Consider the following 15465-nt stretch of genomic DNA (forward strand, 5'->3'; position numbering starts at 1 on the left):
CGGATGGGGCTCCACCTGCGGAGACGGAAGAGTGAGGGCCGCGGCAGGGACGCTGGCGTCACACCGCCGACACGGGGCGGCGGAGCGGCGCGGCGACCCTGCCGAGACGGGGGGCGGGTTGGCTCGGGGGACCACCGCGACGCGGCGGCCCCTCGGGGCCGCCGGACACGGGGGAGCAACGGGGGATACGGGGGGAGTACGGGGGAACAACGGGGGAGTACGGGGCAGGCGCTGTTCTGGGGGCGGTCGAGGGGGATCGATCGACGCCAGAACAGCGCCTTCGCCTGTGCGCCGGGGGTGGCGGCGCCGGCGCGCCAGCCGGCCCCGCCACCGACGCCCCGCCCCGGCCCCGCTACGCGGCCGGGCCCGGGCCCGGCGCCCTGGTGCCCCCCACCCGGCCCTGGACCAGCAGCGACAGCGCGGCGTGCACGTCGTCGATGCTGCGCTGCGGCTGGTACGACTTCCAGTCGACCCCGGCCACCAGGACCATGCCGAACAGGGCCGACGCCGTCAGCCCGGTGTCGATCTCGGCGCTCAGCTCGTCCCTGGCCACGCCGTCCCGCAGGACAGCCTCGATGACGGCGAGGACCTGTGCGCGCACCACCATCAGGGTCGACTGCCAGGCCCGGTTCGTGCGCCACAGCTCGGCCGCGTAGAGCTGGGTCAGCGCCGGGTAGCGGTCGATGAAGGCGAGCCCGGACCGGATCATGGCGTCCAGCGCGTCCACGCTGCCGCCGCCGCGCGCGGCCACCGTGTCGGCGGCCTCCTGCAACGCGTCCCGCAGCAGCTCGATGCCGTGCCGCAGCAACTCCTCGAAGAGCACCGACTTGCTGGCGAAGTTGTAGTAGACGGTGCCCTTGGCGACCCCGGCGCGTTCGGCGATCTCCTCCACCGTGGTGGAGGAGAAGCCCTGCTCCGCGATGAGCGTGACCGCCGCCTCGAAGAGCCTGCGCCGCGTGCCCTCGCGGCGCTTGTCGGCGGGTGGCCCCGGGGGCGTCTTCGGGGCGGGCGCGGCGCTGGTGTTCATGCCCCCGATTCTGCCCGTCGGCGGGGTCGGCCGGCGCGCGCGGTTCACAGAGTGAGCTCCGGGTGCAGCCGGTCGATGGTCCACACCTGCTTGCGCCGGGCCGTGAGGGTGGTCAGCGCGAGCGCGCCGACCGTGAAGGCCAGCAACACCAGGCTGCCCTGCCACACCGGTTCCAGACCGCCGCCGGTGATCAACCTGCGCAGCGCCTCCACGACGTAGCTCATCGGCAGCAGCGGATGCAGCGCGTTGAAGAACGCCGGGCTCGTCTGCACGGGGTAGGTGCCGCCGGCCGACGTCAACTGCAACATCAGCACCGCGAGGACGAGGATGCGCCCGGCGGGCCCGAAACGCGCGTTCAGCCACTGCACGATCGCCGCGAAGCAGCAGGTGACCAGCGCCAGGAAGCCCACGGTGCCGGCGGCGCGGGTCATCTCCAGGCCGAGCCCCCAGTGCAACACGGCCATCAGGGCCGCCGTCTGGAGGGCGCCGATGGCCGCGACCGGTAGCCACCCGGCCAGCGCGATCCGCACGGGCGAGGCCCCGGCGGCCAGCGCGCGCCGGTTTAGCGGCTGGATGAGCATGTACGCCACCATCGCGCCGACCCACAGGGAGAGCGGGATGAAGTACGGCGCGAATCCGGTGCCGTAGTTCGGTGCCGCGTGCATCGACTGGGAGGCGAGCCGCACCGGGTCGGCCATCACCTCGGTACGGGCGTCCCGCTGCTCCTTGTCGTAGTCGGGGATCTTCCTGACGCCGTCGTGCAGGCCGCCGGACAGCTTCTGCGAGCCGTCCACCAGCTTGAACAGCCCGCCGTTGAGGTTGCCCGCGCCGGTGTACAGGTCGTCCACGCCGGTGTGCAGGGAGGTGGCCCCGCTCTTGGCGCTGGTGAGCCCGGTGTGCAGGTCGCCGGCTCCGGTGGCGACCTGGTGCGCGCCGTCGTTGAGCGCGTTGATCTTGGCGACGGCGGAGTCGATGTCCCGGCTCAGGTGCGGGGCGCGCTCGGCCAGCCAGACGGCCTTGTCGTGCACGTCGTCCAGGTTCCGGGCCAGCTCGTCCAGGCCCTTGGTGTTGCTCCGTACCAGCGCGTCGAGGTCGCGCGCGACGTCGGCGGCGCGCTCCGCGGCCTCCACGGCGCTGCCCAGCGCGGCGCACACCGAGCCGGACGGTGCGCCGGGCACGCCGGGGCGCTGCGCAGGCGTGGTGGGGCCGGCGTCCGGGGCGGGTGTGTCGGGTGTGGCGGCCGTCGGGGGCGCGGGGCTCGCGGTGGGGCCGGGCGCGCCGCCGCTCGGGGCTGGCGTGGGCGATCCGGCGTCCGCGCACTGCTCGCGGTACTCGGTGGCGAGGTCGTCGGCCGCCGTGCGGGCCTCGCGGGCCGCGGTACCGGTGGAGCTGGGAAGCGTGTCGAGGTTGTCGCCGATGCGCTGCGAGGTGTCGGCGACGAGCCGGGCGGCCTCGCCGATGTCCTTGCCGTGCTCCTTGAGGAAGGCGCGCGCGTTCGCGTTGTCGCGGTAGGCGCCGTTGACCTTGTCGGCCAGTTGCTGGGTGCCGTCGGCCACGTCGCCCGCGCCCGCCTTGAGCCGGCCGGCCCCGGAGTGCAGTTTCGTCACGCCGCCCTGGAGGGAACTGCTGCCCTTCTCGGCCTTGTCGAGGCCCTTGTGGATCTTGTCGGCGCCGTTCTTGGCGTCCCCGATGCCCTTGCCGAGCTTGTCGGCGCCCTTGGCGGCCTCCTCCGTCTTGCCGTGGATGTCGGAGAAGCTCACGAAGATCTTGTCGTAGAAACCGCGCGACGCCTTGGCGGACGCGGCGGCGCGCACCTCGGAGAAGACGCTGCGGGAGATCTGGCCCACGATGTAGTTGTTCGCGTCGTTGGTACGCACCTTCAGCGCGCCGGTCTCCGGGGCGTCGCCGGAGTTGGAGGCGAGCTGGCCGCTGAAGTCGGCGGGAACGGTCAGCGACAGGTAGTACGTGCCGTCCTCCACACCCTCGCGCGCCTCCTTGGCGCTGGTCTCGTGCCAGTCGAAGGTGTCGCTGTCCCGCAGCCCGCGCACGAGGTCGTCGCCGATCACCCGCTTCTCACCGTCCACCGATGCGCCCTCGTCCGCGTTGACGAGCGCGACCGGGATCCTGTCGAGGCGGTGGTACGGGTCCCAGAAGGACCACAGGTAGAGCGCCCCGTACAACAGGGGGAGCAGCATCATCGCGGCGAGCGCGGCGCGCGGCAGCTTCCCCCGGCCGAACCGCTTCAGCTCAAGCGCGGCCAGCTTCGGCGATCGCATCGAACGCCCCTCCCTCGTGCTCGTGGGCCCCGTGCCGCCCGTTGCCCTGCCCGCCGGGCCCGTCCGCGCCGGTCTCGTCCGTGCTGACCTCGTCTGTGCCGGCCTCGTCTGTGCTGGCCGCGGGCCGCTGGGTGGCCGGCCCGTTCGCCGGGGTGGCGTCGGCCTCCTCCCGCGCGTGCGCCGGATCGTGCGCCCGCTCCCTGTCGCCCGGGTTGGTCGACAGCACCACGGCGTCCGCCGGCGGCTCGCCGCACACCGCGAGGACCGTCGTGCCGCCCTCCGCGATGCCGCGCAGCATCGACCAGGCGCGCTCCCGGTCGGCCGGCGACAGCTTGAGGTCCGTGTCGTCGACGGCCAACAGGCGCGGGGCGCCGATGAGCGCGAGGGCCACCGACAGGCGCAGGACCTCAAGGCGCTCCAGGTCGCGCACGGCGGTCCGGGCGCCCTTGGGCAGTGCGTCGACGTCCAGGCCGGCGCGGTGGAGCGCGTCCTCGATCCGCGCACGCGACTCGGCCGCACGCGCGGAGCGCGGCCGGAACAGGGCGCGCGGCGAGCCGCCGAACCGCCGGGTGAGGAGAGCGCGCTCCCGCAGGTGCTCGGCGACGGTGAGCGCCGGCTCGAGATCGGTCACGCCCGGTACGGGGCCGAGCCCCGTGCTGCGGCGCACGGCCGTCATCTGGCGCGGCAACCGGTGACCGCCCACCTCCGCGTGGCCGGCGGTGACGCGCATCCGGCCGGTGAGCGCGAGCAGCAGGCAGGTGCGACCGGACCCGGACGGGCCCGCGATCGCGATCAGCGCTCCAGGGTCCGCCACCACGCTGATGTCGCGGAAGACCCAACCGCGCGGCCCGCGCACGCCCAGCCCCTCGGCCGTGACGGCCGCCCCGGACCGAGAGTGAGCCTCCTCGGCAGGACGAGGGGTTCGCAACACGAGACTCCTTTGATCTGACTGGTCAGTCTAAAAAGTATGCACGCGAAGAGCGCCGCGACACCACCCGGGTGGCAGGCGGAGGGGGCTGAGGGAGGGCGGACCGGTATTCGGGCGGCGGTGAGGCGGGTACGGAGCGACGTCGGGCGGCGCCGGGCGCGAGAGCGGGGCGCTCGCGGGTGAGCGGGGCGCGAGGAGGCGTACGGGTACGGGAGAGGTGGCCGCCCGTCGCGGAATTGGCTCGATGCGGTGGGTACCGGGGCGGGTGGGGCGCGAGGCGGTGCGAGCGCCGGGGCCGGCCGGCGGGCGGGGCGGGCCACGCACACGGCAAGGGCGCCGCCGCCCGGGCCCCCGAGGGGCCGCCGCGACCCGACTATCGGGCGTTCGTGCAGGTCAGCGCCGATTGTCAGTGGTGTGCCCCACGATGGGCACATACGGCGGCCCTCTTACCACACGGTCGGGCCGCCCGACGACGACAGGAGGTTCGTCATGGCCAGTACCGCCGCCGCACGACGGCACCGTGCCGCCGCTGCCCCCTCGTTGCCCGGTCCCGCGAGCGATGTCCACCCCGTCATCCGCCGTGCCACGGCCCCGCCCGCGGCCCTCGATCTGCTCACCCAGGCTCACCACGGACTAGAGGAGGCCGCCGCGCTGGCGGTGCCCAACGAGCGGTTCGCCACCGCCCACCTCGCCGCCCTGCGCACGGCCGCCGCCGTGCTCGCCGTCCACGGCCGCCCGGAGACCAACCCGCGACGGCGGCAGCGCATCCGCAGCGCCTGGGAGGTGCTGCCGGAAGTCGCGCCGGAACTGACCGAGTGGAGCGCGCTGTTCGCCTCCGGCGCCGCCCGCCGGGCCCGGGCCGAGGCGGGCATACGCGGCGCGGCCAGCGACCGCGACGCGGACGACCTGCTCCGGGACGCGAGCATGTTCCTGCGCATCGTCGAGCGCATGCTGGTGCTGCAACCCGTGCTGCCCCGGCAGGCGCCACGCGACGACGCCGCGCGGGGCTGACCGCACCGCGCGGCCGGACGCGGCGCCGGAGGCAATAGGCTGGGGCTTTACGACGTCATCTCCCGCCGACACCGCCACAGGCCGGGTCGGCGCCGCGCCGAGGAGCCACCCGCTGTGTCAGACCCGTTGCGCCCCCGCGCATCCCTCCGTACCGCCGTGGTCTGGGATGTCCTCAAGGACGCCCTGGACCGCCGGGTCAAGGCCGAGCGACAGGGCGGCGATGGTGCGCGCGACGCCCTGGACGTACTCGACACCGGCGGCGGGACCGGCAACTTCGCCGTGCCCGTCGCACGGCTCGGGCACCGGGTCACCGTGGTGGACCCCAGCCCCAACGCGCTGTTCGCGCTGGAGCGCCGGGCCGCCGAGGCGGGCGTGGCCGACCGGGTGCGCGGCGTGCAGGGTGACGCGCACGGCCTGTTCGACGTGGTGGAGCGCGGCGGCTACGACGCGGTGCTCTGCCACGGCGTCCTGGAGTACGTGGACGACCCGGCCGAGGGCGTGCGCAACGCCGTCGCCGCGCTCCGCCCGGCGGGCGTGCTCAGCCTGCTCGCGGCCGGACTCGGCGGCGCCGTGCTCGCCCGCGCGCTGGCCGGGCACTTCACCGAGGCCCGGCAGGCGCTCACCGACCCGGCCGGGCGTTGGGGCGAGGGCGACCCGGTGCCACGGCGCTTCACCGCCGACCAGCTCTCCGACCTGGTGACGGCGGCCGGGCTGCGGGTGGGCGCGGTGCACGGCGTGCGCGTCTTCGCGGACCTGGTCCCCGGGGTCCTGGTGGACACCGAGCCCGGCGCCATGGACGCGCTGCTGCGGCTGGAGGCCGCGGCGGCGGAACAGCCGGCCTTCCACTCCGTCGCCACCCAGTTGCACGTACTGGCCGAGCGGCCGTGATTCCGCGGTGAGCGCAGCCCCATCCGTCACTCGCGTGGGCTAGCGCGTGGCAATGGCCGTGAGACCGGCGTGCAGTCGACCACAGGCCACCCGATCAGCCCGTTCCCCCCGTATGATCGAAGGCACACGGTCCGGCATGGCGGGTCGGTGGGTGGGGAATGGACGTCTCAGAGCTATCAGGCACCACTGCGGTTCTGGTGGGTGAATTGGCGCAGAGGGGCGGGTTTCACGGGGGCGATTCCCTGCCTATCCTGGAAGGGTCGCACCCCGGTCGCCCCCCGCGACCGACGAGTAGGAGGACTCCGTGCCGCTCTCGGAGCACGAGCAGCGCATGCTCGAGCAGATGGAGCGAGCGCTGTACGCCGAAGATCCCAAGTTCGCGACAGCGCTTGAGGGTAGCGGCCTGCGCACGTACACCCGGCGACGGGTCTACCAGGCGGTCGCGGGTTTTCTGGTGGGCATCGCGCTCCTTATGGCTGGGATGGTCGCCCAGCAGATCTGGATCAGCGTCGTAGGCTTCCTCGTCATGCTGGGCTGTGCCGTGTTGGCCGTGACCGGCTGGCGCAAGGCGCCCAAGCCAGGCGAGCAGGCGCAGGGGACGGGTGGTGGCGGGGCGGCAGCGCCACGCAAGCCAAGTCGTCACCAGCGTCGTTCGATGATGAATCGTATCGAGGAGCGGTGGCAGCGCCGCCGCGACGAACAGGGTCACTAGGGACTCACCGCACTCCGTCAGCGCGAAGGCGCGGGTGTCCCGGACGACGAACCCCCGCCGACGCGGGGTCGGGCCCTTCGACCCGACTCCCGGATCACCACCCCTGAACCACGTTCACCAGCGAAGAGCTGTGGGCGGAGCACCGCACGTTGGCGGTCCCCCCACAGCTCTTTCGTATTCCGCCACGACGCCCGCGCGACGCGGGGTCCCACCGTCGCCGCGCCGCCGCGCCGGGACCGGCCACGCCCGTGAGCGGAACGCCGGGTGGGCGGGGAGCCGTGGTCACGTCATGGGCGCTGTGGTGCGGTGAGGGGACGGACGCGGGCAGGCCCGACGCGGACCGCTCGGAAGCGAGCGGCCGTACGGGCTCGCATACGGGGCCCGCGTTCGCGGGTCCGCGCCACCCGACCCGTCAGCCAACCGACCAGCCGGCACCCGGCCCGTCGGTCGGCCGAGCGGTCAGCCCCCCAATCCACAGCCAGCCACCGGGGTTGGCCCAGGCCGCCCGGCCGGCGTTCCGTCCGCCGGGCGGCCCGGGTCAGCCGCGCTGCCGGCTCGGGAAACGCAGGTTGGCGAGCCGGCGCTGCCACGCGGAGGCGCGCCAGCGGTCGAGCAGCTCGGCCCAGCGCCTCGCGGCCTGCTCGGTGATTCGCGATGCCGAGCGGGGCAGCAGCAGGGCGCGTAGCCTCGCGGGCTTGGTGGCTGCCTCGCGCAGTCCCGCCGCCACCAGCCGTACGTCCTCCGCGAGGCCCGCCGCCGGCCGTGGCCGTGGTGCGTACCAGGTCTCCTCCACCGCCGCCGCCACGCGGTGCGCGGCCTCCGCCGGTGGCCCGGTCAGCTTGCCCACGCCGACGACGCGGGCCGCGGCCTTGCGCGGGGTCAGCGAGTCGTCGGGGGGTATGCCGTAGTCCCAGCCGGTGTCCAGCAACTCCTGCCAGGCGGCCACCGTGCGCGCGGTGGCGGCCTCGGGGGTGCGTCCGGCCGACTCACCCAGCCGTCGCGACCGTATCCGCACCCGCCAGAGCAGCGGCAGCAGCGGGATGGTCACGGCGGCCAGGGCGCCCGCGCTGATCAGCGTGGTCCTGACCCAGGGGAAGCCGCTGTCCTTGTCGTCCTCGTCCCGTTCCTTGGGGGCGGGCCCGCCGCACTCGCCGAGCCGCTTCATGTCGACCGTGCAGCTCTCCGACGGCGAGGGACGGGTGGACGGCTCGGTCGAACGGGTCGGCCGCGGCAGCGGCTGGACCGAGCCGTCGTCGGAGGGGGTCTCCTCGATGGTGTAGTCGGGCTGCGTACCCCGGCTCGGCGTGGGCTCGAAGCGCGTCCAGCCGACGCCCTCGAAGTACAGCTCGGGCCAGGCGTGCGCGTCCCGCAGGCCCACCGACATGGAGCCGTCGGTCTGCGCGGTGCCCGGGGTGAAGCCGACCGCGACGCGCGCGGGGATGTTCAGCGTCCTGGCCATGGCCGCCATGGAGAAGGAGAAGTGGACGCAGAAGCCCTCCTTGTCCCGGAGGAAGCGGGCGATGGCCTCGCTGCCGCTGCCGGTCTCCACCTGGGTGTCGTAGCGGAAGCCGCCCTCGAGGGAGAACCAGTCCTGGAGCTTGACGGCCTGTTCGTAGGCGTTGCTCGCGCCCCGGGTCACCCTGTCCGCCGTCCGGGCCACGACCGACGGCAGCGAGTCGGGTATCTGGGTGTACTCGCGGAGCAGCTCCGGAGGTGGCGGTGGGGCCTGGGAGAGCTGGGCGGCGGTGGGGTCCACGGCCAGGCTGGAGACCGCGTACTGGACGCCGCGCGTGGTCTGTCCCCGGTCGCCGACGATGGTGCGGCCCTCCGGTTCGAAGCGCCAGCGCCCGTCCATGCGCACCTCGGACGCGGGGTAGGGCATCGGGAGCCAGTTCTGCGCGTACCAGTCGGCTGCCTGGAACTGGGTCTCGACCGGGTTCGTGCGGATGTCGGGCCCCAGCCCCGCGGGGGAGGGGAGGATGTCGGGGACGTCCTCCACCGGTCGCTTCGACGGCTTCCACGAGGAGCCGTCGAAGTTGTCGAGCGCCACGATGCGCAGGTACATGTCCCGGGTCTCGGGGCTGGAGGTGCGGTAGCGCAACACCTCCTTGTCCTCCGGCTGGTTCAGGCTCTCGCGCAGTGACACCGCCGGGTCGACGCCCAGGACCGTGCCGCCGGTGCCGTCGCCCCGCCCGCGGTCGCCGGCCCGCTGGTCGAGCAGCCCGCCGTCCAGTGACGGGAGCACGGCCGGCACGGCCAGCGCGATGCCGAGCGCGAGGACGCCGATCCTGCGCCCCGTGCGCACCGGCGACAGGGAGGTGCTGCCCACGTCCAGGCCCGATGACGCCCGGCCCTGGCCGCGCGGGCCCGTACCGCCGGTGAAGACGCGACCCCACTGCGACAGCCGGTCGCGGCCCTCGGCCAGCAGGAGCACGAGGTAGCCGGCGCCGGCCGCCAGGAACCACAGCCAGTCGAAGCCGCCGTCGGACAGGCCGGCCGCGATGGAGAACAGGGCGAGCAAAGGCAGCCCGGCGGGGGCGGCGCTGCGGAACGTCACCGCGAGCGCGTCCACCACCAGGCCGATCACGAGCACGCCGCCGACGAGGAGCAGCTCGATGCCGGTGGTGCTGGGCGCCGGTATGGCGTACCGCTCGACGTCGTCGACGCCCGTGCTGAGCAGCCGACCCAGTTCGCGGAAGGCGGCGGGGGCTGGCAGCACGCCCGCGATCGCCTGGTCCCGCGCGAAGGCCAGGGTCAGCAGAAGCAGCCCGGCCAGGGCCTGGGTCGCGACGGTCAGCGGGCGGGCCAGCGGAACCCGGCGGGCCAGCACCCCGATCACGGCCTGGACACCGAGCAGCACCATCGCCTGCAGGAGCCAGCCGGAGCCGTCCACGAGCGGCAACAGGGCGCAGCTCGCCGCCAGCGTGGCCAGCGTCGCACACAGCGCCAGCCGGGCGCTTCCACTCATGCCCAGCCTCCGTCCGCCGCACCGGGCGCCGTGACGCCGCCGTGCCGCGCTCGATACTGATCGGCCTGCCGCCACAGCTCGGGCAGCGGCGTGCCGGGAGCGACCGGCAGCGCCGCCCAGCCGGCGTCCCGCAACAGGCGCAGCCGCTCGTCGAGCTGGCGCGGCCGCGTCCACGCCCCGCCGCGCGCCCAGGCGGCGCCGTCGAGGACGAACGCCACGGCCACGCCGCTGCGCTGCCGCATCCTGGCGACGAGCATCGCCTGCTCCTCGTCCAGCTCGCCGAGGAACGCGACGAGCAGGCCCTCGTCACCGCCGCGCAGCACGTCGTGGGCGCGGGAGAACCCGGCGCCGTCCGAGTGCCGCACGACCGAGAGCGTGTCCAGCACCAGCCCGGCGGCGTCCGCCGAATCGTGCGAGCTGGCGTGCCCGCCGGCGCCGTCGTGGCCGGGCACCGAACTGCCGGTGTCGGTGAGCAGCCGCACCGAGTAGCCGCGCTCCAGCAGGTGCACCGCGGCCGACGCCGCGCCGGAGACGGCCCACTCGAAGGGGGAGTCGGGGCCCGCTCCCTGGTGTGCCACCCGGCGGGTGTCGAGCAGCACCGTGCAGCGGGCGCGCTGGGGTTGCTCCTCGCGGCGCACCATCAACTCGCCGTAGCGCGCGGTGGAGCGCCAGTGCACCCGGCGCAGGTCGTCACCGTGCCGGTAGCCGCGCGGAATCACGTCGTCCTCGCCGGCCAGCGCCAGCGAGCGGTGCCTGCCGTCCCCGTACCCCGCGGCCTCGCCCGACAGTCGCACGGGGGGAAGGGGCTCGGCCCGCGGCACCACCGTGAGCGTGTCGTAGCCACTGAAGGCACGGGTCAGCTCGCACATCCCGAACGGGTCGGTCAGCCGCAGTTGCAGGGGCCCCAGCGGATAGCGCCCGCGCAGGTCGGAGCGGACCCGGTAGGAGACCTCGCGCCGACCGCCCGTCTCGACGCGGTCGAGGACGAAGCGGGGCCTGGGCCCCAGCACGTACGGCACCCGGTCCTGGAGCATCAACACGCCCGTGGGCAGCCGGGACACGTTGTCGATCCGCAACTGCACCCTGGCCTCCGAGCCCGCCGGCACCCGGCCCGGGTCCAGCCGCCGGCTGCCGGCCACCCGGTACCTGGTGCGGTAGACCACGGCCACGCAGACCAGCGGCAGCGCGATCAGCAGCAGCCCGACGCGCAACAGGTCCGCCTGGCCGAGCACGAAGCTGCACAACGCCGCGGCCACACCGGCGGCGAGGAAGGACCTGCCGCGCGTCGTCAACCCGGCGAGCGCCGCGTGCACACCCCCAAGCCCGGGGTCCCGATCCACCGACGTCCCCCCGGCGGACATCACGCCCTCCGGGCGCCCGGAGGCTGCTGACCGTACGGCGAGGGCACCGGCGTACGGTGCAGGATCTCGGCTATGACCTGCTCCGAGGTACGGCGGCCCAGCTGGGCCTGGGCCGTGGGCAGCAGGCGGTGCGCCAGCACGGGGACGGCCAGGGCCTGCACGTCGTCCGGGAGCACGTACTCCCGGCCGGCGAGCGCCGCGGCCGCCTTCGCGGCGCGCACCAGGTGCAGCGTGGCCCGAGGTGACGCGCCGAGCCGCAGCTCCGGGTGGTGTCGCGTGGCGCCGACGAGCTCCACGGCGTAACGCCGCACGGGCTCGGCCACGTGCACCGTGCGCACCGCGTCGACCAGCTTGACGATGTCGTGCGCGTGCGCCACCGGCCGCATGTCGTCCAGCGGGGAGACGCCGCCGTGCACGTCGAGCATCTGGAGCTCCGCCTCGGGGTGCGGGTAGCCGATCGACACCCGGGCCATGAAGCGGTCCCGCTGCGCCTCCGGCAGGGGGTACGTGCCCTCCATCTCGACCGGGTTCTGGGTGGCGATGACCATGAAGGGGCTCGGCAGTTCGTACGTCTCGCCGTCCATGGTGACCTGCCGCTCCTCCATCGATTCGAGGAGGGCCGACTGCGTCTTGGGGGAGGCGCGGTTGATCTCGTCGCCGATGACGATCTGCGCGAAGATCGCGCCCGGCTTGAACTCGAACTCCTTGCGCTGCTGGTCGTAGATGCTCACCCCGGTGATGTCCGACGGGAGCAGGTCGGGGGTGAACTGGATGCGCCGCACCGAGCAGTCGATGGAGCGCGCGAGCGCCTTGGCGAGCATCGTCTTGCCCACGCCCGGCACGTCTTCGATCAGCAGGTGCCCCTCGGCGAGCAGCACGGTCAGCGAAAGGCGTACGACCTCGGGCTTGCCCTCGATCACTTCCTCCACCGACCTGCGGACTCGATCCGCTGTGGCGGTCAGATCGGTGAGGCTCGTTCGATCCTCATAGGTCGTCACCCGGCCCTCCTCGGCCCGTTCCCCGAGCCGCGTCCACGCCGTGGACCGGCCCACCCCAAACACCGACACCACTCCACGGTGGCGGGGCGTGATGTCACGTAGGCATTCTTGCCGCCCTTGCCACTGCCCGTCACTCGCCTGTGGATAACCCGGGGCGAAATGCCGGACGTGGGGGCGTTGCGGCGGATTCGACTGTGCTGTTTTGGTGCCTTCACCGAGATCGCCACCCGTGGCCGCGCGGCGCGCGTGGCCCGGCCGCCTGGCGGGCTCGTCATGATCGCAGGTTCCCCGCGCGACGAGGTGGTCGGGTGGGCGACTCGGGCGGCCAAGCTCGGGCGCGTGGTTCAGGGACGCGGGCTGATCTCCCGAAGCAGCCCGGTGGTCACGTCGAAGACGAAGCCGCGTACGTCGTCGGTGTGCGGCAGGAACGGCGACGTGCGTACCCGCTGCATCGACTGCCGCACGTCCCCGTCCAGGTCGCGGAACGCCTCGACCGCCCACGCGGGGCGCTGGCCGACCTCTTCCTCGATCTCGTGCCGGAAGTCCTCGGTCAGGCTGAGCAGACCACAGCCGGTGTGGTGGATCAGCACCACGCTGCGGGTGCCCAGCGCCCGCTGGCTGATCGTCAGCGAGCGGATGATGTCATCGGTGACCACACCGCCCGCGTTGCGGATCGTGTGACAGTCGCCCAGTTCGAGACCCAGTGCCGCGTGCAGGTCGATGCGGGCGTCCATGCAGGCGACGACCGCGACGCGCCGCACCGGGCGGGCGTCCATGCCGGGATCGGTGAACGTGGCGGCGTAGCGCTGGTTGGCGGCGACGAGGGCGTCGGTCACCGTTCCCACGGCGGCACTGTCACTGTCAGGGGAAGAGTTCAGCGGTGAGGGCGCAGATGTCGACATGGCACGACCGTAACCGGCGCCGGACCGAAACGCCGCGAGAGGGTGGGGTAAAGCCGATCAACCAGGCTCCGTGTGAGGTAACCCACAGGGAGTGGTTGGCTGCTCCCAACGAGTGAATCGGGCGGCGAAGAACAGGCGGGAGACGCGCTGGCCAGTTGGTTGACCGAAGGGACGAGTGGACTAAAGTGACGCGAAGTGGGAGACGTGTCGCTCCCCTCGCATCGACAAATCTCCCGCGTGTGCGGCGTGTACGTGCCACTCGGCCTCCTCCCGCTCCCGGCCGCCTGACGTCACTTCCCCGGCGCCAGTAGGCCGCTTCCCCTTCAGCGAGCGGGCGGGGACCCGGCGGCACGTGACCCCCTCACCCTCTCTGGAAGGGCGCATGAGCAGCAACGCTCTCCACGTTCCCGTGATGCTCCAGCGCTGTCTGGATCTGCTCGCTCCGGCGCTCGCCGAGCCAGGGGCGGTGGTGGTGGACTGCACGCTGGGGCTCGGCGGGCACAGCGAGGCCCTGCTCACCACCTTCCCCGCCGCCCGGCTCATCGCGCTCGACCGCGACCCGGCCGCGCTCAGGCTCGCCGGCGAGCGGCTGGCCCCGTACGGCGACCGCGCCACGTTGGTGTACGCGATCTACGACGAGCTGCCCGAGGTCCTCGACCGGGTGGGCGTACCCCGCGTGCAGGGCGTCCTCTTCGACCTCGGCGTGTCCTCCATGCAGTTGGACGAGGCCGACCGCGGCTTCGCCTACGCCCAGGACGCCCCGCTCGACATGCGGATGGACCAGAGCACCGGCATCAGCGCCGCCGAGGTGCTCAACACCTACCCGCCGGGCGACCTGGTGCGGGTGCTGCGCACGTACGGGGAGGAGAAGTTCGCGCGCAAGATCGTGGAGGCCGTGGTGCGCGAGCGCGCGAAGGAACCCTTCGCCAACAGCGCGCGCCTCGTCGAGTTGATCCGCGACGCGCTGCCCCAGGCCGCCAAGCGCACCGGCGGCAACCCCGCCAAGCGCACTTTCCAGGCGCTGCGCATCGAGGTCAACGGCGAGCTGCGGAGCGTCGAGCGCGCCATCCCGGCGGCCGTGTCCCGCCTCGCCGTCGGCGGCCGGATCGCCGTACTCGCCTACCACTCCCTCGAAGACCGGCTGGTCAAGCAGGTGTTCGCGGCCGGAGCCACCAGCACGGCGCCGCCCGGGCTGCCCGTCGTGCCCGAGCAGTACCAGCCACGCCTCAAACTCCTCACGCGCGGGGCCGAGCTGCCCACCGAGGAAGAGGTGGCCGAGAACCGGCGCGCCGCCCCGGCCCGACTGCGAGGTGCGCAGCGCATTCGCGAGGAGGCCCCGTGAGCGGCCCGCGGCAGCGCACCGGCGATGGCCGGATGACCCGGCTGGTACGGCTGCGGCCGACGGGCCGGGGCTCGGCCCGGCGGGCCCCGTTCGTGCTGCTGGTCGTCGTCCTGCTGGGTTCCGGGCTGATCACGCTGCTGGTGCTGAACTCCTCGCTCAACCAGGGCTCCTTCGAGCTGAGCCGGCTGGAGCGGCAGACCGACGACCTGACGGACGAGCAGCAGGCGTTGCAACAAGAGGTGGACGAGCTGGCCCAGCCGAACACCCTGGAGCGGCGGGCCCGCGAACTGGGCCTGGTACCGGGCGGCGGCCCCGCGTTCCTGAACCCGGACGGCACGGTACGCGGCGTGCCGGCGCCGGCGACGAAGGAGCCGACGACGCAGAGCGCCCCGACGGCCGTACTGCCGCCCGCGCTCCGGCCGTCCAGCCCGCCGCCGGCCGCCCAGGCCCCCGCCCCGTCCGGTCCGACCCTCGGCCCGGGCACCACCGCGACGCCCGCCCCGTCGGGTGCCGCCCCCGCCCCGGTCACCCCGGCTCCCTCGGCCATCCCGGGCACGCGGACGCCCACCCCTTCCGGCCACACCGTGGGCCCGGGGGCCACCGCGCCCGCCACCGGCCACGCCGCCCCGGGCGCCGCGCCCGCCGGCCAGCCGCCGGTGCCCGGCACCGATCCGCCAGCGAACTCCACCCCGACCTTCGGCAGGTGACGTTGTGCCGCACATCGACGACGGAGGCCGCGGATGACCGGCCGGGAGCCGCGAGACCCCCGCGAGCCGGGCGACCGGCGCGCCCCCCGCGACCGTCGTGGCGCCGGCGGCGCCGGCGGTGACCGTACGCCGAGGGAGCCGCGCGACGCCGGACCCCTACGGGGCGCGCGCGAGTGGGAGGAGCGCCGCGCCGCGCGCGAGGCGCGGCGGTCGCAGGGGCGCCCCGGTGGCCCGCGCGAGCCGGGCCGGCAGGACGGCGGCAAGGGCCCCGTGCGCCCACGCAGCGCCGCCCGGCGCGACGACGGACGCCCGGCCGACGGCGCGGGGCGCGGACGACCGCTCCCG

Annotated in this window: 12 protein-coding genes; 5 read left to right on the forward strand and 7 right to left on the reverse strand. The window is 74.1% G+C overall.

Annotated features, from left to right (window positions below; translation table 11 throughout):
* Positions 1-352: 352 nt before the first annotated feature.
* The 3 genes from OYE22_RS26260 to OYE22_RS26270 are packed head-to-tail and all read right to left on the reverse strand — an operon-like array spanning position 353 to position 4234.
* Complete coding sequence (locus OYE22_RS26260; RefSeq protein ID WP_277322694.1) at positions 353-1027, reverse strand: TetR/AcrR family transcriptional regulator; 675 nt, start codon at positions 1025-1027, stop codon at positions 353-355.
* Between the two features lie 44 nt (positions 1028-1071).
* Positions 1072-3303 carry a YhgE/Pip domain-containing protein gene (locus tag OYE22_RS26265; RefSeq protein ID WP_277322695.1) on the reverse strand — a complete coding sequence of 744 codons (2232 nt, stop codon included), beginning with the start codon at positions 3301-3303 and terminating at the stop codon, positions 1072-1074.
* Complete coding sequence (locus OYE22_RS26270) at positions 3275-4234, reverse strand: ATP-binding cassette domain-containing protein (protein ID WP_277322696.1); 960 nt, start codon at positions 4232-4234, stop codon at positions 3275-3277. Before OYE22_RS26270 ends, OYE22_RS26265 begins: the two co-directional genes overlap by 29 nt.
* Positions 4235-4720: 486 nt before the next feature.
* On the opposite strand from OYE22_RS26270, the gene OYE22_RS26275 reads away from it, so the two are divergent.
* From OYE22_RS26275 to OYE22_RS26285, 3 genes are all read left to right on the forward strand, one after another.
* A complete protein-coding gene (locus OYE22_RS26275) occupies positions 4721-5242 on the forward strand; it encodes an SAV_6107 family HEPN domain-containing protein (protein ID WP_277322697.1) in 522 nt (173 codons plus the stop codon).
* A 114-nt stretch (positions 5243-5356) separates the two neighbouring features.
* The gene (locus OYE22_RS26280) at positions 5357-6130 is read left to right on the forward strand and encodes a methyltransferase (RefSeq protein ID WP_277322698.1); all 774 of its coding nucleotides are present in this window, start codon (positions 5357-5359) and stop codon (positions 6128-6130) included.
* Between the two features lie 304 nt (positions 6131-6434).
* Complete coding sequence (locus OYE22_RS26285) at positions 6435-6842, forward strand: DUF3040 domain-containing protein (protein WP_277322699.1); 408 nt, start codon at positions 6435-6437, stop codon at positions 6840-6842.
* Between the two features lie 538 nt (positions 6843-7380).
* On the opposite strand, the gene OYE22_RS26290 is transcribed toward OYE22_RS26285, so the two are convergent.
* The 4 genes from OYE22_RS26290 to OYE22_RS26305 all read right to left on the reverse strand — a co-directional run bounded on the left by OYE22_RS26290 (position 7381) and on the right by OYE22_RS26305 (position 13071).
* Entirely contained in the window at positions 7381-9810 is a 2430-nt protein-coding gene (locus OYE22_RS26290) for a DUF3488 and transglutaminase-like domain-containing protein (RefSeq protein ID WP_277322700.1), read from the reverse strand.
* On the reverse strand, positions 9807-11171 hold the full coding sequence (locus OYE22_RS26295; RefSeq protein ID WP_277322701.1) for a DUF58 domain-containing protein: 1365 nt from the start codon (positions 11169-11171) through the stop codon (positions 9807-9809). The genes OYE22_RS26290 and OYE22_RS26295 overlap by 4 nt, the downstream gene beginning before the upstream one ends.
* Positions 11171-12169: a MoxR family ATPase gene (locus OYE22_RS26300; protein WP_277322702.1), complete on the reverse strand. Its 999-nt coding sequence runs from the start codon at positions 12167-12169 to the stop codon at positions 11171-11173. The genes OYE22_RS26295 and OYE22_RS26300 overlap by 1 nt, the downstream gene beginning before the upstream one ends.
* 344 nt (positions 12170-12513) lie before the next feature.
* Positions 12514-13071 carry a carbonic anhydrase gene (locus OYE22_RS26305; protein WP_277322703.1) on the reverse strand — a complete coding sequence of 186 codons (558 nt, stop codon included), beginning with the start codon at positions 13069-13071 and terminating at the stop codon, positions 12514-12516.
* 382 nt (positions 13072-13453) lie between these two features.
* Between OYE22_RS26305 and rsmH the strand changes: the two genes are divergently transcribed.
* Positions 13454-14413 carry a 16S rRNA (cytosine(1402)-N(4))-methyltransferase RsmH gene (gene rsmH, locus OYE22_RS26310; RefSeq protein WP_277322704.1) on the forward strand — a complete coding sequence of 320 codons (960 nt, stop codon included), beginning with the start codon at positions 13454-13456 and terminating at the stop codon, positions 14411-14413.
* Between the two features lie 32 nt (positions 14414-14445).
* Positions 14446-15120, forward strand: a complete 675-nt coding sequence (locus tag OYE22_RS26315) for a septum formation initiator family protein (protein ID WP_277324329.1) — start codon at positions 14446-14448, stop codon at positions 15118-15120.
* The last annotated feature ends 345 nt before the right edge of the window (positions 15121-15465 follow it).

This window comes from Streptomyces sp. 71268, assembly GCF_029392895.1.
In the GTDB taxonomy this organism is placed as follows: domain Bacteria; phylum Actinomycetota; class Actinomycetes; order Streptomycetales; family Streptomycetaceae; genus Streptomyces.

What these genes read in the sequence shown, in the direction of transcription:
- OYE22_RS26260 (WP_277322694.1), bottom strand. Translation starts at nt 1,027, where the DNA reads ATGAACACCAGCGCCGCGCCCGCCCCGAAGACGCCCCCGGGGCCACCC.
- OYE22_RS26265 (WP_277322695.1), bottom strand. Translation starts at nt 3,303, where the DNA reads ATGCGATCGCCGAAGCTGGCCGCGCTTGAGCTGAAGCGGTTCGGCCGG.
- OYE22_RS26275 (WP_277322697.1), top strand. Translation starts at nt 4,721, where the DNA reads ATGGCCAGTACCGCCGCCGCACGACGGCACCGTGCCGCCGCTGCCCCC.
- OYE22_RS26290 (WP_277322700.1), bottom strand. Translation starts at nt 9,810, where the DNA reads ATGAGTGGAAGCGCCCGGCTGGCGCTGTGTGCGACGCTGGCCACGCTG.
- OYE22_RS26295 (WP_277322701.1), bottom strand. Translation starts at nt 11,171, where the DNA reads ATGTCCGCCGGGGGGACGTCGGTGGATCGGGACCCCGGGCTTGGGGGT.
- OYE22_RS26305 (WP_277322703.1), bottom strand. Translation starts at nt 13,071, where the DNA reads ATGTCGACATCTGCGCCCTCACCGCTGAACTCTTCCCCTGACAGTGAC.
- rsmH (WP_277322704.1), top strand. Translation starts at nt 13,454, where the DNA reads ATGAGCAGCAACGCTCTCCACGTTCCCGTGATGCTCCAGCGCTGTCTG.
- OYE22_RS26315 (WP_277324329.1), top strand. Translation starts at nt 14,446, where the DNA reads ATGACCCGGCTGGTACGGCTGCGGCCGACGGGCCGGGGCTCGGCCCGG.